Below are 19,209 nucleotides of genomic sequence, written 5' to 3'. Positions count from 1 at the left end.
TTTAATTAATCTTTAATATGAATAAATTTAATAAATTTTGAGGTAAAAAATTTCCATCAATTACTAGATATATATTTAAAAAAAATTTATTTATTATTAATTTTCTTTTTATTTATTAAATACCTATATCGATTTTAAGGAATCCGCTTTGTCGGTAAATTTATTGAGTAGTAATTGTAAATAGGTAACTTTTCGTAGTTTAATGTTTGCTGATAAACTCATTCCTGCTTGTAAGTCAAGCTTTTGACCAGTTTTTAGTTTTAAATATTGATTATTTAAAACAATATCTGCAGGGAATCTATATCCTTTGCCTTCTGCTGGAGAAGGAGGTAAAGCGTCTGAGCTGATTCTTGTTACCTTGCCCTCTATTACTCCAAAATCACTTGCAGGAAAAGAGTCAATACTTATTTCTGCTAGCTTTCCCTCTTGAACAAAACCAATACTTCTACTATCAATTTCTATTTTTGCAATTAATTGATCTAAAGGGACTATTTTTAAAACTGGTTGACTTGTCATTGCAACATATCCAGGCCCTTTGGCTGCTAAATCGAAAACCATTCCATCTGATGGAGCTATTATTTTTTGATATTTAAGCCTAACTAAATTAGTTTTTATTTCACTCTTTAAGTCTTCAACCTTTAATGCTTGTTGTAAGTATTGAATTTGAGATACAGCTCCTTCTTTTACGAGTAGAGCTAGTTTGTCCAAAATTAATTGATTAGATTCCAGGTTTTTTCTAAGCGCAGTATTTCTAGCTTCAGTAATTTCAGTATCCAGTCTTATTAAGATTTGACCTTTGGTTACTTTTTCTCCTTCTTTTACTAATATTTCACTAGCTACGCCTTCTAGCGGCATTTGTACCTCAACGACTCCACTTTTAGGTTCAAGTTTTCCTGTAGCAATAACTATTTCTTCAGTTTCTGCTATGGCAACCCATCCTATGCAGAATGCAGTACCACTCATCAAAACCCATGTAATTGATCTTGCCCAGAATTTTGACTGTTTTAAAATGACTTGATTATATATGCTTTTATTGGTTGCTATTTTCTGAAATTTATCTTGATATTTTTCTATTAATCTTGATGGATTTAATCTATCAGTATTAACATTTAAATTTTGAAATTTATTTATATATTTTTCTAATGATTTTGAAGTATTTAAATGTAATGAATTCAACTTCATATTAAGTTGATTCTTTAATTTAGAAAGATAAGGATTGTTTTTTTGATCCATTAGTTTTAAGATGATTCTTGTTGACGGTATAGTGCGAAATATCTCTCTTTTTTATTCATTAATTCTTCATGGGTTCCTGTCTCAACAATTGAACCTTGATCAAGCATTACGATTAAATCGGCATTGCGAACAGTGCTCAATCTATGGGTGATAAAAAATACTGTTGAATTAGTGCATGATTTTCTAAGCCCTTCACAAACCGTTCTTTCAGTTGAATAATCTAATGCACTAGTTGCTTCATCCATTATCAATAATTTTGGATTTGTCATTAATGTTCTAGCAATAGCAATCCTCTGTTTCTGGCCACCAGATAAACCCGCACCTCTTTCACCAACTTTGGTGCTATATCCATCTGATAGTTCCATAATAAAATTATGAGCATTAGCAATTTTTGCAACTCTGACTATTTCCTCACTAGAAGTATCAGGATTAGTCAGTGCAATATTATCACTTACAGTACCAGCAAATAACAAAGGTTCTTGAGGAACTATACCTATTTGTCTTCTTAGTGAATATAATTCGACTTTGTCAATATCATATCCGTCAAGCATAATTCTTCCTGTGTCAATACTATATAGTCTCGCCAATAATTTCATTAATGTACTTTTTCCACTACCACTTTGACCAACTATTCCAACAAATTGTCCTTGTTGTATTTTGAGGTTAATGTTTTTTAGGACCTTAATCCTTTGTTTAAAACTAAATGAAACATCATCAAACTCAACGTCTCCTTTAATACTTGGTAATACAATCTTTGATTTATCTTTTTCAGTTGTTTCTTGAGGACTATCAATAATATCTGCTAATCTTTCAAAAGAAACTCTTAATTCTTGAATATTCTGCCAAATCGTACTCAGTCTTAATAATGGCTGTGTTACAAATCCCGATATAATTCTAAACGCAATCAATTGGCCCAAGCTAAGTTCTCCTTTTAAAACCAGTGAAGCTCCAATCCATAAAACTAATATCTGAGATAATTGTTGAAGAACTTTACTGGTTTCAGATAAAACTGTAGTTGTTATTGTTTTCTCAAAGGATTTTGATATATATTTGCTATATAATTCTTGCCATTTCCAACGACTAATACGCTCAACATTTTGGGCTTTGACTGTTTGTATACCTGTTAAAACTTCTACTAGATGACTTTGTGTTTTTGCATTTTCAGTAGCAACCTCTCTAATTTGGCCTCTTATTAAAGGAGTTCCTATTAAAGTAATTACAGTTTGAATAGGTACAACAGCTAGGGCTATAAGAGTTAATAACCAACTATAAAACACCATTACAACTATATATATTATTGAGAAGGAAGCATCCAATAAGGTTGTCAGAGCTTGACCAGTTATGAAATTACGTATTTTCTCTAATTCAGCAACTCTTGAACCTAATTCACCAACAGGTCTTGGATCATAGAATTTCAAGGGTAATCTTAAGAGGTGATCAATCACCTCTGCTCCAAGCTTTGTATCTATTCGATTTGTAGTTTCTTGGAATAAAAATATTCTTAAACTACTAATAATTCCTCCAAATATTGTGATTACCACTAAACCTATTCCAAGTATTTGAAGAGTATCTAAACTTCTCTGACTTATAACTTTATCAATAATTATTTGAATCATTAAAGGACTTGCAAGCCCTAACAATTGCACAATGAAAGAAGCCAAAAGGACCTGTATTAATACACCTCTATATCGATTAATCGCGGGCAATAACCATTGAATACCAAATTTTTTCTCTGGAGTAGTATCACTTTTCTCTACTTTTAGTACATCAATAAAGCCTTCCTGAAAAATTTCTTCAAATTGTTTAGAATTAAAACGTAAAACACCTTCCGTAGGAGTAACAATCTCTAAGTAATTTGAACAACTTTCTCTTACAAGTGCAAAATTATTTTTCCATGGAATTATTGATGGCACTGGAAGCCGATCTGCATTTTTAGGTAAAACTTTTGCTAAATATGCATGTAAACCAAGAACTTGAGATGTTAGTGCAGCCATTAGTCGAAGACTTATTTTTTTTTCTCTTTCTATTGCATCAAGAAGTATTTTTTCCACAGTATCGCCTCTAAAAGGTATATTTAATTGATTGGATAACATTTTTAGACAAGCTAGTGACTCTCTTACATCTCCCTTTGCCTTAATAATTTTGAATTGTTTTTGAGGTCCATACTCCCCTATCTTTTCAGCTGTATTAATAAACTCTGTCGAGATTTCTTTGAAATCTATATTATCAACATTTATTGATTCTGATTTTTTACTTATTTTTAAAGTTGCATTTTCTGAATCATTTATTGTTCTATAAATATCGTTTGGAACTTCTAATAACCTTCCAGCAATTATTCCTTGAGTTTTAAGAACTTGATCCTCTATAATTAGTTCTCCAACTTTTTTATTTATAATATTTTCACTACTAACAATTGTGTTTAGACCTTTATTTAATTTTAAACAATCTCCATTTTCTATAATTCTAATTTTAATATTATTAGTTACTAAATCAATTGTATTTTTTAATATTAAATCACTATCAAATGGATTTTTTTACAATTTATAATTAAGTTATAGATCTCTGTAATGCTTAAATAATTATCAAGCCATTCTTTAAAGGATTTCTCTTCTTGATATATTTGAATGATAAGTTCTTTAGATAAAGCAAGTGCTAAAACATCGCTACTTGCATTGATGAATTCACAACTTTTATTGTTGATTAGTGAAGAAAGACCTAGAAAACTATCTGTTCCAATTTTTGATATTGTTGTTGATTCATTGTTAGTACCTCTATGAATAAATCTTGCATCACCGCTTAAAATAACAAATACTTTTTCAGTGATTATACTAGGGGAAATTATTGGATGGCCAAAATTAAACTTTAAGTATTCAGCATTTTTTTCAATAGCTTCAACCGCTGAATTGCTTATATTTTTGAACGCCTCTATTGATCTAAAGTTGATATTTATATTATTGCTTTTCATAGTGCCTGTCCTTCAATCAAGGATTCTCTCGCTTCATCACGAAGTTGATTAGATAGATCAATTGCTTTTTCGTCTATCCATTCATCGAATAACTCTAATGCCATTTTTTCTCTCATAAAATCATCTAACTTGGCAGCATCATAAGATTCTACCCTTAAAACTAAATGCATTCCAGCAATTTCGACAGGCGGTTGTATTTCCCCTTCTTTACCATTGATCAACATAGGAATCAGATTTGGGTGAGCGTTATCAACTGGCAATGGTCCAACTATTCCTCTAGTTTTCTTTTCTGGACCTTCAGAATATAAAGTTGCTAAATCACCAAATTCTGCTTCTTTTGATTTTAGTCTTAGGTAAATTTCATTAGCTTTAAAGGGATCATTATTTAACCTGATCAGACTGTAAACAACAATATCTAAATGATTCTTCTTTTCTAAAAATCTTGATTCAACTTTTTTAGAGAAATTAATATTGCAATATTCTTTTAATCTTAACGAGCTTAAGGCAAAATTCTCCACTTCTTCTTTTTTCATAAAGTTTTGTTCAAGGAATTTATTTAATTTTTCCTCACTATCTAAACCGTTTGAATTTAAGAATTTATTGACAGTTGATTGTTTTAACTGTTCATCAATTTCAACCTTAGATAAAACTTCTTTCCTTAACTCAGCAATAACAAGCGATTTAAGCAAATTTGATTTTTGCAAAACATTTATAGCTGTTGCATTTAGGCAATCTAACGATTTCATTAAAATGTTTTAACTTGTTACTATTTTACCTTTTCCTGAGTTCTTCTTGATTATTTATTTTGTTATTGAAAACTAAAAAATCATAGAAGTTATTCTTCAACTGCATTTTTTAGAGCATTGGAATAAGCAGCATAAGCAGTTTTATAAACGGCCATTTGAGCTTCTATTCTTTTCATTTCTCCTTGTACAAATTGTAAGCTGCCAAGCTGGCTTTTTGCATCATCACTCAAAGCGTCAATGTCATACTCTTTGCCATCGATGTTGATACTAGCCATTGTTTAAGATGTTTAAGAAAAATAACTAGCCAATTGTAGTACTGAGTGTTGAGAGTAAAAAGTTCGGATATCCCTCTTCGGGTTTTCATTCTATATTAATTGAAAAAATTAAATTGTTAGATATAAATGTTCGTTTCATTTGAAAATAATAATTTGTTTTCAAATGATTCTGAAAACCCAATTAAAGCATCTGTTCGTGTGTCAACCATTTGATTCAGTTGACTATACCAATATTGGAACCCATCAGAATCAGGCAATCTATTTAAAACATTAGAATACAATGAATTTATAAAGGATTCATTCGAAACTTTTTTACCATAGATCCTAGAAAATTCTTCAGAGGCTATAAAGGATTGAGTGATTCCTTCGAAATTGATGAGATCAGAGTTATAATTTTCTATCCAGTAGTTATATCCTTGATAATCTGGAAATCTCCCTAGAGCCGCATTGTATAACCGATAAATTTTACCTGTAATATGATCGACACCCTGAACAAGATTAAAAACATTTTTTATATCCTTTTCTACGTTTAATTCACCATCGTTAAAAAATATATTATTTATATTGCTAATATCTTCGTAACCTATGTTTGTTTTCACGTAATAAACACTATCTTCTTTTTTGAATTTATATTCTTTAGTTTCTTTAGGCAATGATATTTTTCCATCATCATTTTCTCTTCCCCATATACTAATTAATGCATCTATATCTTGAGTTGTGTACCATGTATTCCATCCACTTACTCCTTTATTATATGACATCACAGTATCGTCTGTATTCCAATTTTGATTGAATGGATCTTCATAAGGATGTGAGAGACCTAGTGCGTGCCCAATTTCATGTATAAGTGTATTTTGATGATCCGAATTATCTATATTATTATTAAACTTTTTCCATAATATATCAGTCCAAGAACCAAGACTGGTTTGTTGGGGGATTGTTTGTCCGGCTACATTGACTTGGAAGGAAGAAGCATCTTTTATATAATATATATCTAATTCTGAACCGTCATCATTGAACATTTCTATGAAATCAATATCTATAATAGTATCTAGTGAATTAAGAGTATCCCTAATAAATTTTTTTTCAATCTCCCTATGCTCTATTCCATCTATAGTAATTGTTGAAAGGATTTCTAGATTACCTAAATTATTTATTGAGTAATGTTTAATTGACTGAAGACCGCTTGTATCGCTGATATAAAAAGTCATTTTTTCATCGTTATCATTTTCCATGACCCTTGCTGCATGTTTCTTAAGACTTTGACTGACTAAAGCTTCAATTTCTAGGGTCATTTATTTTATCTAAGTTTATCTAATAGGGAACATAATTAAATTATATATGTTCAACTTATTATTTGAGAAATTTATTTGTTTTAAAATATAAATAGTTAAATATTTCTTTTAGGAATTGTCTGACAATTCTTTTTGAGCATTTTTAAGATCACTATCTATCATTTCTTTTATGAGTTCTTCTAAGGAAGTTTTAGGTTCCCAGCTTAATTTCTTATAAGCATATTCTGGACATCCTAAGAGTGTTTCAACTTCAGAGGGTCTATAGTATTTTGGATCAATTTTGATCACTATATTCCCATTATCTTTGCGTCTTCCAATTTCATTCTCACCTTTACCTTCCCATTGTATTCCTTTCCAATTTAATGCTTTAGCTGATAATTCTATAAACTCTCGAACAGAAGTCTGTCTTCCTGTTGCGATTACAAAATCTTCTGGCTTGTCTTGCTGAAGCATTCTCCATTGCATTTCAACGTAATCTCTTGCATGTCCCCAATCTCTTAAGGAATCAATATTTCCCATTGATAAATAATCTTGGATTCCTACATCTATTCGTGAAAGTCCTTGGGTGATTTTTCTTGTGACAAAAGTTTCACCTCTTCTGGGTGATTCATGATTAAAGAGAATTCCGTTGCAGGCAAATATTCCATATGATTCTCTATAATTTACAGTTATCCAATATGCATATAATTTTGCAACTCCATAAGGGCTTCTAGGGTAAAAGGGTGTTGTTTCTCTCTGCGGTATTTCCTGGACTTTTCCAAACAGCTCAGATGTACTTGCTTGATAAACCTTTGTCGTATTTTTTAAACCTAATAACCTTACGGCTTCTAAGATTCTTAAAGGTCCTAATGCATCGGTTTGAGCTGTGTATTCGGGTAATTCGAAACTTACTTGTACATGGCTTTGAGCAGCTAAATTATATATTTCACTTGGATTGGTTTTCTGGATAATACTAAAGATATTACTGCTATCAGTGAGATCACCATAATGTAGGATTAACTGTTTCTGATCAATTTCTTTTCTAAGATTCTCAATTAGTTTTGTATTGACAAAGCTGGATCTTCTAATAATTCCATGTACTACATAACCTTTATTAATAAGTAATTCTGCTAAATAGCTACCATCTTGTCCATTAATACCAGTAATCAGAGCGATTTTTGTACGATTCACCAGTGGCATAAAAAGAACTTACTCTATCTTACTGTATGAATGTTTATAGTTAAAATTCCCTACTAAAATAACTTTTTCATTGTTAAATATTTAAAAAAAAAGCATATAAAAATATAAATAAGATGTTCAATATGTTTTCTTTTTTATTTGTTTCTTCAATTTGCTTTGGTTATTACCTATCACGACTGTAATCATATATACTAAGTACTTTAAACTTTAAATGCATGTTTGGTCAGTTACTGGGTGATCCAAATAAGCGGAAATTGAAAAGTTATACTCCTATTGTTTCAAATATCAACTTAATCGAAGAAGATGTAGCAGCCTTAAGTGATGAAGATCTTAGAAGCAGAACTTGTGATTTTAGACAAAGGCTAGAAAAAGCGAAAAGTTTGTCGAATCAACTTGAAATACTTGATGATCTATTGCCTGAATCTTTTGCTGTCGTAAGAGAAGCTTCAAAGAGAGTTCTTGGAATGCGACACTTTGATGTGCAGCTTATTGGTGGGATGGTTTTACATGAAGGTCAAATAGCAGAAATGAAAACTGGCGAGGGTAAAACTCTCGTTGCAACTTTGCCAAGTTATTTAAATGCTCTTACTGGCAAAGGTGTTCATGTTGTTACTGTTAATGATTACTTAGCGAGAAGAGATGCTGAATGGATGGGACAAGTTCATCGCTTTCTTGGTTTGAAAGTGGGTTTAATTCAACAGGATATGAGTCCGGCAGAAAGAAAAAAAAATTATCAATGTGATATCACCTATGCAACGAACTCTGAATTGGGTTTTGATTATTTAAGAGATAATATGGCTGGTGATCAAGCTGAGATAGTTCAAAGGGATTTTCAGTTTTGTGTGATTGATGAAGTTGATTCGATTCTGATTGATGAAGCTCGCACTCCATTAATTATTTCTGGCCAAGTAGAACGCCCTCAAGAGAAATATAAAAAGGCTGCTGAAGTGGTTTTGAAATTAACCCGTGCTGAGGAGATGGGAAAAGATGGGATCGACCCTGAGGGGGATTATGAAGTTGATGAAAAGCAAAGAAGTTGCATTTTGACTGATGATGGGTTTTCTAAAATAGAACAACTATTAAGTGTTACTGATCTTTTTGATCCAAAAGACCCTTGGGCGCATTATGTAACCAATGCATTAAAGGCCAAAGAACTGTTCACGAAAGATGTTAATTACATAGTTCGAAATGGGGAGGCAGTAATTGTTGATGAATTTACTGGTCGAGTTATGCCTGGTAGACGTTGGAGTGATGGCCAACATCAAGCAATAGAAGCTAAAGAGAATTTAGCTATTCAACCAGAGACCCAAACATTAGCTTCAATTACTTATCAAAACTTCTTTCTTCTATATCCACGTCTCTCTGGGATGACAGGAACCGCTAAAACTGAGGAAGTTGAATTTGAAAAGACTTATAAGCTTAAGACAACTGTTATACCTACAAATAAAAACGTCTCAAGAGAAGATTGGGTTGATCAAGTTTTTAAAACTGAACGAGCCAAATGGCGAGCAGTTGCAAAAGAAACCGCATTAGTTCATCAAAAAGGGAGGCCTATACTTGTAGGAACTACAAGTGTTGAAAAAAGTGAATTGTTAAGTACGTTGTTAGCTGAGCAAAATATTCCTCATAATCTTCTTAATGCTAAGCCAGAGAATGTTGAGAGAGAGTCCGAAATTGTCGCTCAAGCTGGAAGATTAGGAGCTGTAACTATTGCTACTAACATGGCCGGTCGAGGCACAGACATCATTCTCGGAGGCAATAGTGATTACATGGCAAGATTAAAAATAAAACAAGTTTTGACTGCTCGTTTGGTCAAACCAGAAGAGGGGCACAAACCACCTATCCCAATAAATAGAGAAAAAGACTCTTCAGGTTTTAAATCCAGAGAAGAGAAGAAGAAATTCGCAGAAAATTCTCTACAAAGTTCGTTAACTAATCTTTTTCCTGTTTCTCTTTCTGATCAAACAGATGATTATCTTGGACTATTAGCTCAAAAACTAGTCAAAAGTTGGGGAGATAGAGCATTGAGTATGGTCGAATTAGATGATCGAATCGCGACAGCTGCAGAAAAAACACCAACAAATGATGAAAATATTTCAGCATTGAGAAAGGCAATTAATTTAATTAAGGAGGAATATGAAGTGGTTACTAATAATGAGGAAAAGATTGTTACAGAAGCTGGTGGTCTTCACGTTATTGGAACTGAAAGGCATGAATCGAGGAGAGTAGATAATCAATTACGTGGTAGATCAGGAAGACAAGGTGACCTAGGAAGCACGAGGTTCTTTCTATCGCTTGAGGATAATTTGTTGAGAATTTTCGGGGGTGACCGAGTCGCTGGGTTGATGAATGCTTTCAGAGTTGAAGAGGATATGCCAATTGAATCAGGAATGCTTACGCGCTCTTTAGAGGGGGCTCAGAAGAAAGTAGAGACTTATTATTATGATATTAGAAAACAAATTTTTGAATATGATGAAGTAATGAATAATCAAAGAAAAGCTGTTTATTCTGAGCGAAGACGAGTTATTGATGGAAGAGAATTAAAATTTCAAGTTATTGGTTACGGTGAAAGAACTATGGAAGAAATAGTTGAAGCTTACGTTAATGAGGACTTGCCACCAGAGGAGTGGGATTTGGAAAAACTTGTATCTAAGGTAAAGGAATTTATTAATATGTTGAATGATCTGAAACCGGATGACTTGCTTTCTCTAAATAAAAATGAGCTAAAAGATTTTTTAAAAGAGCAATTAAGAAATGCATATGACATGAAAGAAGCTCAGCTTGAACAATCACATCCAGGTATTATGAGAGAGGCTGAAAAATTCTTCATACTTCAGCAATTAGATACATTATGGAGAGAGCACCTTCAGTCAATGGATGCTTTGCGGGAATCAGTAGGTTTAAGAGGTTATGGTCAAAAAGATCCATTAATTGAATATAAAAATGAGGGCTATGATATGTTTTTAGAAATGATGATTAATATGCGTAGAAATGTGATTTATTCAATGTTTATGTTTCAACCATCAAAAAGAAAAGTCGAATCTTAAAATGAAAAATTTATTTTAGGTAGATGCTAAAAATAGATTCAAATGAGTTGCAAAAATTGTACATAGCATATTTCGGGAGACCTGGTGATCCTTCAGGTATTAACTATTGGCTTTCCCATTCAAGTGAATTATTAACATTAAAAGATATATCCAATGAATTATCTAGGCAGGATGAGTATACAAAATATATTGGTAATGATAAATCTTTAGAGTCAAAGATTAATCGCTTATATTTAAATCTTTTTAGTAGAAAGCCTGACTTTGATGGGTTGAATTTTTGGTTAGAGATGGTTAATGCTAAAAACTATCAAATTTCAGATATTGTTTATAATCTGCTGTACTCATTTAATGAAAGGGGGCCAATTGATTCTGAGCAATTAAAAGAGGATATGAATATTCTAGAAAACAAAGTTTTTGCAGCAGAAATCTTTACAAATAAAATTAGTAAAAGTATCTCTTTGATCAATTTATATCAGCCAGAATCACTATCACCGTGGATCTCAGGTAATTCATTAATTAGAGCATCTAACTTCATCAGTGATGTTGCCTATCAAAACGTTTCAGAAGATGAAGTCATAGATGTTATCAATACACTTTCTGATCATTCTATTAATATTCTTACAAATCCTGCAATAGAATTAAAGGATATAAGTTTATCTATACCAGTTCATTCTATAGAGAATAGATCTCTAACAAAGCAATTTGCGAAAAGCGTTATTAATATTACAGGTGGAGAATTAACTGAATCAAAAAATGGAACTAATATTATTGCCTTGAATGATATTAATTTAACTATTATGAAGGGTGAGAGTGTTGGATTGATTGGTCATAATGGTTCTGGTAAAAGTAGCTTTTTAAGACTTATTTCTGGTATTTATCAGCCTACAAGTGGTGAACTTAAGAGTTCTGTAGATGTTTATCCGATGCTGCAAAAGACTTTTCTAACTAGCTCTGAATTAACAGGAGTAGATGCATGTAAAGCTCATTATTTGCTAAAAAATCATAGTCTAGATGGTTTCGAAATTTTCTTGAATGAAATCATAGGATTTTCAGGTTTAGGCTCATATATTTCTTTGCCTATTAAGACATATAGTGAAGGGATGTCAGCGAGATTGATTTTTTCGATTCTCACATCTTCTCCTCATGATTGTCTAGCAATAGATGAAGGTTTTGGAACCGGTGATGCCGACTTTTGTGACAGAGCAGAAGAGAGAATGCGAAAATTTATGGAATCAGCTACAACCTTATTTTTAGCAAGTCATTCAGAAGAACTTTTAAAACAATTTTGTAATAGAGGTATTGTATTTAGTCATGGATTGATTGTTTATGATGGCCCTTTAGATGCGGCTTTGAATTACTATCATACACATGATTATTATCGTAAAAATGTTATTAAATAGTTTTAAATTTGCATTGAAGACAAGGAGAGCCTGGTGGTATACAGCTACTTCTAGGTCACGAGCAAGATTTGCTAGAACTACTCTTGGTAGCTTTTGGTTGGGTTTTTCAAATTTATTATCTATAGGAACTTTAGGCATTGTGTATGGCACAGTTTTTTCCGTAGATGACTTTAAGTCTTATTTTATATATTTAGGATTTGGTTTGGTTGTTTGGAACACAATTAGTGCCTCAATCTCTAGTTCTCCTAATCTTTTTTCACATAATTCTTCTAATATAAAAAACATGAATATAAAACCTATTTTTTATACTCTAGAAGAGTGGTCTTTTCAGTTACAAACTTTTATTCAGTCTTTCGTTTTAGTCTTTTTTGTATTTCTTTTTTTTGAACCTTCCCTGTTGAATAATTTTTTATTATATTCATGGTTGCCGTTGTTAAATTTATTTATTTTTATATATTGGTTCCCTCTGTTGATTTGTCTGATCAGTGTTCGTTTTACAGATATTGCTCAATTAGTTCCTATAGTACTTCAGTTGGTTTTTTTGACTTCACCGATATTATATATGAAAGAAAGTTTAGGCTCCTTAGGATGGATTACAAATTTAAATTTTATCTATCAGATATTAGATCCTCTTAGAGTAGCTATAATCGAGGGCAATCTAAACTATCAATACTCAATTTTGATTTTTATTTTTAATTTTCTAGGACTTTTTTTCACTATAAAATTACTTGATTTTGAGAGTAAAAGATTACCTTTTTTACTGTGAGTAGTACATAATTAGTAAGTAAAATTAAGCACTATCATCTTTGAAGTTATCTCCAATAAACTCTATTATTTCTTTATCTCTAAGGTTCTGAGATTCACCAATGATTATATCTTCTTTCTTTTTATTAGTCTGAATCTTAATTATTAGATCTTGTAGGCCTAAAATATCATTTTCTAATTGATCAATTCTTTCCATAAGGTTTCTAAGTACATTTGCTTCTGTATCTGGAAGTGCTGAATGTGCTAAGGGATTTATCTTTGCTCCACTTTGATGCACTACTCGTCCAGGAATGCCTACAACAGTGCTATTGGCTTTAACATTTTTGACGACAACTGATCCTGCCCCAATTCTTGTATTACTTCCTACGCAAATACCTCCAAGGACTTTTGCTCCTGCACCTACAACGACATTAGCTTGAAGAGTTGGGTGTCTTTTTCCACTTTCTTTACCCGTACCACCCAAAGTTACACCTTGATACAGCAAACATCTATCGCCTATTTCACTTGTTTCTCCAATTACTACACCCATTCCATGATCTATAAAGACACCTTTACCAATCTTTGCACCTGGATGTATTTCAACACCTGTCAAAAATCTTGTTACGTGACTAAGTAACCTTGGTAAAAGTGGCAGTTTATATTTCCAAAGTTGATGACTGAGTCTATGTACTGTTAGAGCTTGAAAGCCTGGATAACAAAATATTATTTCCCAGACACCTCTTGCTGCAGGATCCCTTTCTTTGATTATCGCAAAATCAGTTCTTAGTGATCGAAACATTGATTTAACATGCAATGTTTATTCAAGAAGGCCAATCTCTTTACTTAACTCTTCAATTGTAGAGTCGCTAAGATACTTTTGGGCACAATGAATTTGTGGCATTCTCATTAATTGAGATCTATTTTGTCTCAAAGTATGTTCAATCACAGGCAAGCTAGGACTATCACAAATGACGTGACTAGCAGCTCTCAATAAAGCAATTAGACGACTACCCACATCAGGATTGGCAGTCATTAAAAGTATTTCATTGCCGCGCATACTGTGTACTATTACTTCTGCAGCTCTGAGAATTCCTGGGCTGATACTTACGATTCCGACACAACTACCTGAGCGCAGCTTTTTTAAAATAGTTAGTTCTTTTTGAAAATCACTCAAATCAACAGCTATGGCTCTTACTTTATGACGCTTGGCTAACTCTTCTAAAGGTTGTAAGAAGTATCTACTAGTGACGACTGTTCCTTTACTTGAACTTTCTAATACACTTTCAAGCTCTTCCATGGGTACAACCTCCACTGGGACATCTAAATGGGGAGCCAACTCTTCAGCAATCAGCAATGATGCCCCTATATCCTCTCTGGGTGTACTAACAAGTAAGCGGGCTCCACATCTAAGCCTCCAATCAATTTCTCGAGTAAATAATTCTCTTGTTTGTTGCAGTGTGCATCCTGAATTTAAAAGTTCATCAATACTTTTACGAACCTCATGGTCTATATCTTTAATACCTTTTTTACGTATTGCATAAGAGCTACTTCTTAAATCTTTTTGTTTTTGCTGATCACGAACATAAATACCTGATCCTGCTATAGCCTCAACGACACCATCGGTTTCTAGTTGTCTATAAACTTTGCTTATAGTGTTTCTATGCAACCCAGTTTGCATAGCAAGTTGTCTGGTACTAGGCAGTCTATGACCAGGTGGGTAATGCCTTGCGGCAATGGCAAAGCAGATCTGGTTATATAACTGACTTGATGCAGGGATTTCACTGTCCTGTTGTATGTGGAATTTCACGCGCTCATATGCCAGGTGTGAATGTGGCTACATTAATAAATAGAAGAGCTAGTAACAAATATTTGTTTGTCCAAGGATAATTTTATGTAAGTTAATTTATTGTTCTCAAGGCTTTTTTGGGTTCAGTTGCTTCTGTTTCTTTTTTTAACAGTGGAGTTTTACGGGGAGTTAGAAACATAATCATGTTTCTTCCTTCTCTTTTAGGGGATTGTTGAACTTCTGCTTTCTCTTCCAGATCCTGAGCCATTCTTTTTAATAGAGTTTCGGCGAGCGCAGTATGTTGAATTTCTCGACCTCTAAAAATCACCGTACATTTAACTTTATCTCCTGCTTTTAAGAATCTAGTGGCTTGACTAATACGAACTTGATAATCGTGTTGATCAATTTTATACCTCATTTTTACTTCTTTAACCTCTGTTTGGTGTGATTTTTTCTTAGCTTCTTTTGCCTTTTTTTCTTGCTCAAACTTAAATTTTCCATAATTCATGATTCGGCATACTGGAGGAGTAGCCTTCTCGCTTACTAAAACAAGATCTAGCTCCCTGTCTTGAGCAACTTCTAATGCTTTTTCTCTACTTATGACACCAAGCTGTGTGCCATCTGAATCAACAACCCTCAAGCTTGAATAGTTGATTCTTTCATTAATGTTGGGCAACTCTCTTTCTGGAGCGCGACGATCAAAACGGGGACGTGGTGGCATTCAGTAATTAATTAACGAGGAAAGTACCTTTGAAGCAATTCTAAGCATATATGAACTAATCAACCCAGAATCTCATAGATGTAAGTTAAAGCTTCGGACAATTCCTTATCATCATTGAGCCATTTAGAATTGTGCTTATTTTTAAACCAAGTTTTTTGTCTTTTGGCTAATTGGCTTGTTCGTTTTATTGTTATTTCTAAAGCCTCCTCATAGTTTAATGTTCCATTAATAATAGACCTTGCTTCACCATATCCAATAGTTTTAAGCAACTTTAAATCATTTCCGTATTTAATAATCAAATCTTTAGTTTCTTCAATTAACCCATTTCTATACATTTGTTTAGTTCTATGTTGGATTCTTGTGATTAAATTGCCAGGGTTTAATCCAAGTTCTAAAACTTTCCAAGGAGTAGGTTTCAAGTTTTTTTGTTGAGAAAACATTTTTCCTGTGGCATAAAAAACCTCTAGAGCTCGAATTACTCTTATGGAATCTTCTGGATGTATTTTCTCTGCAGAATAAGGGTCACAACATTTTAATAATTTATGTCGTTCCGTTTTGTGTATTTTGTAGAGCTGATTCCTTAAGAAGTCTTGAGGCGGTACTGCAGGTGGATTAAGTCCTCCTATTAAGGCTTGAAGATATAATCCGCTACCTCCCACAAGTAATGTTAATTTCTTTTCTCTAAATTCTCTTTCTATCGATGCTTTCGCTATTGATTGAAAATCATGAAGATTGATCGGTTCAGATGGTAAGCAAAGATCAATTAAAAAATGTTTTACTAGTTTTTGTTGATCTGTTGTTGGTTTTGCAGTTCCAATATTCATATCAATATAGATTTGGCGAGAATCGACATTATGAATATTTGAATTGATTTTTTTTGCAATATCAATTGCAAGCTTTGTTTTTCCGCTTGCAGTTGGGCCCATAATGGCTATCACAAGAGGCTGATTATTGGGTTGCATGATTCTCTGTAAGGGGGTTTATTAGCAGTAATTGCATGGAATTAGATTTTTTGATTTGGTTTTGAAATTTTTCCTAAGACTTTCCTTAATACCAATGTTAAATTGAAATTTCGGGAAAGGTTTCGACTAATGCTCGTATCCAAGACAACCTTGCCTGTTTGCTGTTATCCGAATGAGTAAAGATTCAAAAGTTCAAGCGGCTTATGGCGCTGAGCAGATCCAAGTACTGGAAGGCTTAGAACCTGTCAGAAAGCGACCTGGAATGTATATAGGCTCAACTGGGTCAAAAGGTCTGCATCATCTTGTATATGAAGTTGTTGATAATGCTGTAGATGAAGCCCTGGCTGGGCATTGTGATCAAATCACAATTGTACTTTCTGAGGATGGATCAGTCTCAGTCTCAGATAATGGTCGAGGAATTCCAACTGATATTCATCCTCGTACTGGTAAAAGTGCTCTTGAGACAGTTCTCACTGTTTTGCATGCAGGTGGAAAATTTGGAAGCGGGGGTTATAAGGTTTCTGGGGGTTTGCACGGTGTTGGTATTTCGGTTGTAAATGCTTTAAGTGAGTGGGTGGAAGTAACGGTTAGAAGGCAACAAAAAGTTCATTTCCAGAGATTTGAAAGAGGCTCATCAATTGGCAGTCTTAAATCTGAAGATATGTCTAAATCTGATAAAACTCTTACTGGTACTACAGTTTGTTTTAAACCTGATGATCAAATTTTTACTGATGGAACATCTTTTGAATATGGAATCTTATCTTCAAGACTTAGAGAACTAGCTTATTTGAATGGTGGTGTGCGTATTGTATTTCGTGATGAGAGAAATAAGTCTTTAGATTCTGATCAGCAATTTTATGAGGAAGTTTATTTTTACGAGGGCGGTATCAAAGAATATGTAGACTATATGACTAAAGAAAAAGATTCTTTACACCAAGAAATTATTTATGTAAATTCTGAAAAAGATGGAGTTCAAGTTGAAGCAGCAATGCAGTGGTGCGTTGATGCTTATTCAGATAGTATTTTAGGATTTGCTAATAATATTCGTACGATAGATGGTGGAACACATATTGAAGGACTAAAAACAGTTCTCACTCGAACTTTAAATTCTTTTGCAAAGAAAAGGGGTAAGAGAAAAGATGGAGACGCGAACTTAGCTGGTGAAAATATTAGAGAAGGATTAACAGCTGTTCTATCTGTAAAAGTTCCAGACCCAGAATTCGAAGGTCAAACTAAAACAAAATTAGGAAATACTGAAGTACGCGGAATAGTCGATAGCTTGGTTGGTGAGTCTCTGAGTCAATATTTAGAATTCAATCCAGGTGTAATTGATTTAATCTTAGAGAAAGCAATTCAAGCGTTTAATGCAGCTGAGGCAGCAAGAAGAGCTAGAGAACTTGTTCGTAGAAAAAGTGTTCTAGAAAGTTCGACATTGCCAGGTAAATTGGCAGATTGCAGCTCGAGAGATCCATCAGAATCAGAGATTTATATTGTTGAGGGAGATTCTGCTGGTGGTTCGGCGAAGCAAGGAAGAGATAGAAAATTTCAAGCAATTTTGCCTTTGAGAGGAAAAATTTTAAATATTGAAAAAACTGATGATGCGAAAATATATAAAAACACTGAGATTCAATCTTTAATAACAGCTTTAGGTTTAGGTATTAAAGGAGAAGATTTTCAAGTTAAGAATCTTAGGTATCACAGAGTAGTAATCATGACTGATGCTGACGTTGATGGTGCCCATATTAGAACTTTGCTTTTGACTTTCTTTTATAGGTATCAAAAGGCTCTTGTAGAAGGTGGATATATATATATAGCTTGTCCTCCTTTATATAAGGTAGAACGCGGAAAGAATCATACTTATTGCTATAACGAATCAGATTTGCAAAAAACACTTTCCAATTTCGGAGAAAAGGCTAACTATTCTATCCAAAGATTTAAAGGATTAGGAGAAATGATGCCAAAACAATTATGGGAGACAACCATGGACCCTAAAACAAGAATGATGAAAAGAGTTGAGATAGAAGATGCTCTGGAAGCTGATAGGATATTTACAATATTAATGGGCGATAAAGTTGCGCCAAGAAGAGAGTTTATTGAAACACATAGCCTTGAACTCGATTTTTCTACTTTAGACATTTGATGAATTTACTTAGTACTTTTATAGTCTGGACATGGCTTTTGGGCATTGCGTTGGTAGTTCCAACAACCTTGCCTGCTGGAGGGGCACAAAAATCAAATATTCAGCAGAGAGAAAAAAATACTATATCTCCAATAATTGCATTGAAAGAATTTAATTTGCTTTCTTCAGCCTCTAATAATTCATCTGTTTTAACTAGTGTCAAAGCAGGAACTCCAGTGAATATATTGAAAGTTTGGCATAGTAATGATGGCTGTAAGTGGTTATTAGTTAATGTTCTTAATCAGGATTTTTATCAGTTCTTTTATAAAAAAGGATGGGTAAATATTGGCAATTTTTGATCTATTTCAAGATATATTATTAGTTTCTTTTGGAGCGATATTGGGGGCTAATATTAGATTTTTTATTTATAAACAATTTGAAAAACTCAATTTCAGTAAATCATTAAGTATTAGCATAATTAATTCTTTTTCTTCTTTTCTGCTTGGTTTTTTTATTTCATTTCAAACGAGGATTAGCTCTTATAATTTTTCTTATCAATTACTATTATTAATTTCAATCGGTTTACTAGGAAGTCTAAGTACATTTTCTGCATTTGTTGATGAATTATTTAATCTTTTCATGCAATATAAATTTTATAGAGCATTAAAATTATTTTGTATTTCTTTGATTTCAGGAATAATTGCTTTAGGGTTTGGCCTTTTTTTAGGTAATTAATA

18 protein-coding genes are annotated in these 19,209 nt (G+C 32.9%); 7 read left to right on the top strand and 11 right to left on the bottom strand.

Annotated elements, in window-relative coordinates; genetic code table 11:
* Positions 1 to 123: 123 nt before the first annotated feature.
* From SIB53_RS03145 to gmd, 7 genes are all read right to left on the bottom strand, one after another.
* Positions 124 to 1,233, bottom strand: a complete 1,110-nt coding sequence (locus SIB53_RS03145; RefSeq protein ID WP_413678748.1) for an HlyD family secretion protein — start codon at positions 1,231 to 1,233, stop codon at positions 124 to 126.
* A gap of 5 nt (positions 1,234 to 1,238) precedes the next feature.
* Positions 1,239 to 3,326 carry a peptidase domain-containing ABC transporter gene (locus SIB53_RS03140; protein WP_413678747.1) on the bottom strand — a complete coding sequence of 696 codons (2,088 nt, stop codon included), beginning with the start codon at positions 3,324 to 3,326 and terminating at the stop codon, positions 1,239 to 1,241.
* A 416-nt stretch (positions 3,327 to 3,742) separates the two neighbouring features.
* Positions 3,743 to 4,198, bottom strand: coding sequence for a hypothetical protein (locus SIB53_RS03135; protein ID WP_413678746.1), 456 nt, complete (start codon positions 4,196 to 4,198; stop codon positions 3,743 to 3,745).
* On the bottom strand, positions 4,195 to 4,944 hold the full coding sequence (locus SIB53_RS03130) for a peptidylprolyl isomerase (protein ID WP_413678745.1): 750 nt from the start codon (positions 4,942 to 4,944) through the stop codon (positions 4,195 to 4,197). Before SIB53_RS03130 ends, SIB53_RS03135 begins: the two co-directional genes overlap by 4 nt.
* A gap of 89 nt (positions 4,945 to 5,033) precedes the next feature.
* On the bottom strand, positions 5,034 to 5,219 hold the full coding sequence (locus SIB53_RS03125; protein ID WP_413678744.1) for a hypothetical protein: 186 nt from the start codon (positions 5,217 to 5,219) through the stop codon (positions 5,034 to 5,036).
* Between the two features lie 116 nt (positions 5,220 to 5,335).
* Complete coding sequence (locus tag SIB53_RS03120; protein WP_413678743.1) at positions 5,336 to 6,514, bottom strand: DUF4214 domain-containing protein; 1,179 nt, start codon at positions 6,512 to 6,514, stop codon at positions 5,336 to 5,338.
* 108 nt (positions 6,515 to 6,622) lie between these two features.
* The gene (gene gmd, locus SIB53_RS03115) at positions 6,623 to 7,693 is read right to left on the bottom strand and encodes a GDP-mannose 4,6-dehydratase (RefSeq protein ID WP_413678742.1); all 1,071 of its coding nucleotides are present in this window, start codon (positions 7,691 to 7,693) and stop codon (positions 6,623 to 6,625) included.
* Between the two features lie 215 nt (positions 7,694 to 7,908).
* Here gmd and secA point away from each other — a divergent pair, with 215 nt between their 5' ends.
* From secA to SIB53_RS03100, 3 genes are all read left to right on the top strand, one after another.
* Positions 7,909 to 10,740, top strand: a complete 2,832-nt coding sequence (gene secA / locus SIB53_RS03110) for a preprotein translocase subunit SecA (protein ID WP_413678741.1) — start codon at positions 7,909 to 7,911, stop codon at positions 10,738 to 10,740.
* Positions 10,741 to 10,763: 23 nt separating this feature from the next.
* On the top strand, positions 10,764 to 12,140 hold the full coding sequence (locus tag SIB53_RS03105; RefSeq protein WP_413678740.1) for an ATP-binding cassette domain-containing protein: 1,377 nt from the start codon (positions 10,764 to 10,766) through the stop codon (positions 12,138 to 12,140).
* 97 nt (positions 12,141 to 12,237) lie between these two features.
* Positions 12,238 to 12,906 (top strand): ABC transporter permease, encoded by a 669-nt coding sequence (locus tag SIB53_RS03100; RefSeq protein ID WP_413678739.1) that lies wholly within the window; start codon positions 12,238 to 12,240, stop codon positions 12,904 to 12,906.
* 24 nt (positions 12,907 to 12,930) lie between these two features.
* Here the strand turns inward: SIB53_RS03100 and cysE are convergent, their stop codons facing one another.
* Together cysE and SIB53_RS03090 are read right to left on the bottom strand one after the other, a co-directional pair.
* On the bottom strand, positions 12,931 to 13,683 hold the full coding sequence (cysE, locus tag SIB53_RS03095; protein ID WP_413678738.1) for a serine O-acetyltransferase: 753 nt from the start codon (positions 13,681 to 13,683) through the stop codon (positions 12,931 to 12,933).
* Between the two features lie 18 nt (positions 13,684 to 13,701).
* Complete coding sequence (locus tag SIB53_RS03090; protein WP_413679106.1) at positions 13,702 to 14,679, bottom strand: GntR family transcriptional regulator; 978 nt, start codon at positions 14,677 to 14,679, stop codon at positions 13,702 to 13,704.
* Between SIB53_RS03090 and SIB53_RS03085 the strand changes: the two genes are divergently transcribed.
* Positions 14,598 to 14,771 carry a hypothetical protein gene (locus tag SIB53_RS03085; RefSeq protein ID WP_413679165.1) on the top strand — a complete coding sequence of 58 codons (174 nt, stop codon included), beginning with the start codon at positions 14,598 to 14,600 and terminating at the stop codon, positions 14,769 to 14,771. The two genes, SIB53_RS03090 and SIB53_RS03085, sit on opposite strands and share 82 nt — an antisense overlap.
* Positions 14,772 to 14,782: 11 nt before the next feature.
* On the opposite strand, the gene infC is transcribed toward SIB53_RS03085, so the two are convergent.
* Positions 14,783 to 15,391 (bottom strand): translation initiation factor IF-3, encoded by a 609-nt coding sequence (gene infC, locus SIB53_RS03080; protein ID WP_413678737.1) that lies wholly within the window; start codon positions 15,389 to 15,391, stop codon positions 14,783 to 14,785.
* Between the two features lie 59 nt (positions 15,392 to 15,450).
* Complete coding sequence (miaA, locus tag SIB53_RS03075; protein ID WP_413678736.1) at positions 15,451 to 16,353, bottom strand: tRNA (adenosine(37)-N6)-dimethylallyltransferase MiaA; 903 nt, start codon at positions 16,351 to 16,353, stop codon at positions 15,451 to 15,453.
* A gap of 172 nt (positions 16,354 to 16,525) precedes the next feature.
* On the opposite strand from miaA, the gene gyrB reads away from it, so the two are divergent.
* The 3 genes from gyrB to SIB53_RS03060 are packed head-to-tail and all read left to right on the top strand — an operon-like array spanning position 16,526 to position 19,207.
* Positions 16,526 to 18,493, top strand: coding sequence for a DNA topoisomerase (ATP-hydrolyzing) subunit B (gene gyrB / locus SIB53_RS03070; protein WP_413678735.1), 1,968 nt, complete (start codon positions 16,526 to 16,528; stop codon positions 18,491 to 18,493).
* Entirely contained in the window at positions 18,493 to 18,831 is a 339-nt protein-coding gene (locus tag SIB53_RS03065) for a hypothetical protein (protein WP_413678734.1), read from the top strand. The genes gyrB and SIB53_RS03065 overlap by 1 nt, the downstream gene beginning before the upstream one ends.
* Positions 18,818 to 19,207, top strand: coding sequence for a CrcB family protein (locus SIB53_RS03060; RefSeq protein WP_413678733.1), 390 nt, complete (start codon positions 18,818 to 18,820; stop codon positions 19,205 to 19,207). Before SIB53_RS03065 ends, SIB53_RS03060 begins: the two co-directional genes overlap by 14 nt.
* The last annotated feature ends 2 nt before the right edge of the window (positions 19,208 to 19,209 follow it).

This window comes from Prochlorococcus sp. MIT 0916 (assembly GCF_047305155.1).
GTDB lineage: Bacteria > Cyanobacteriota > Cyanobacteriia > PCC-6307 > Cyanobiaceae > Prochlorococcus_B.
This window is presented reverse-complemented; position numbering and strand designations above follow the sequence as displayed.

Coding starts and splice junctions, on each gene's coding strand:
- secA (WP_413678741.1), top strand. CDS start 7,909: ATGTTTGGTCAGTTACTGGGTGATCCAAATAAGCGGAAATTGAAAAGT.
- cysE (WP_413678738.1), bottom strand. CDS start 13,683: ATGTTTCGATCACTAAGAACTGATTTTGCGATAATCAAAGAAAGGGAT.
- SIB53_RS03125 (WP_413678744.1), bottom strand. CDS start 5,219: ATGGCTAGTATCAACATCGATGGCAAAGAGTATGACATTGACGCTTTG.
- gmd (WP_413678742.1), bottom strand. CDS start 7,693: ATGCCACTGGTGAATCGTACAAAAATCGCTCTGATTACTGGTATTAAT.
- SIB53_RS03140 (WP_413678747.1), bottom strand. CDS start 3,326: ATGTTATCCAATCAATTAAATATACCTTTTAGAGGCGATACTGTGGAA.
- gyrB (WP_413678735.1), top strand. CDS start 16,526: ATGAGTAAAGATTCAAAAGTTCAAGCGGCTTATGGCGCTGAGCAGATC.
- SIB53_RS03135 (WP_413678746.1), bottom strand. CDS start 4,198: ATGAAAAGCAATAATATAAATATCAACTTTAGATCAATAGAGGCGTTC.
- miaA (WP_413678736.1), bottom strand. CDS start 16,353: ATGCAACCCAATAATCAGCCTCTTGTGATAGCCATTATGGGCCCAACT.
- SIB53_RS03145 (WP_413678748.1), bottom strand. CDS start 1,233: ATGGATCAAAAAAACAATCCTTATCTTTCTAAATTAAAGAATCAACTT.
- SIB53_RS03065 (WP_413678734.1), top strand. CDS start 18,493: ATGAATTTACTTAGTACTTTTATAGTCTGGACATGGCTTTTGGGCATT.
- SIB53_RS03105 (WP_413678740.1), top strand. CDS start 10,764: ATGCTAAAAATAGATTCAAATGAGTTGCAAAAATTGTACATAGCATAT.
- infC (WP_413678737.1), bottom strand. CDS start 15,391: ATGCCACCACGTCCCCGTTTTGATCGTCGCGCTCCAGAAAGAGAGTTG.
- SIB53_RS03130 (WP_413678745.1), bottom strand. CDS start 4,944: ATGAAATCGTTAGATTGCCTAAATGCAACAGCTATAAATGTTTTGCAA.
- SIB53_RS03120 (WP_413678743.1), bottom strand. CDS start 6,514: ATGACCCTAGAAATTGAAGCTTTAGTCAGTCAAAGTCTTAAGAAACAT.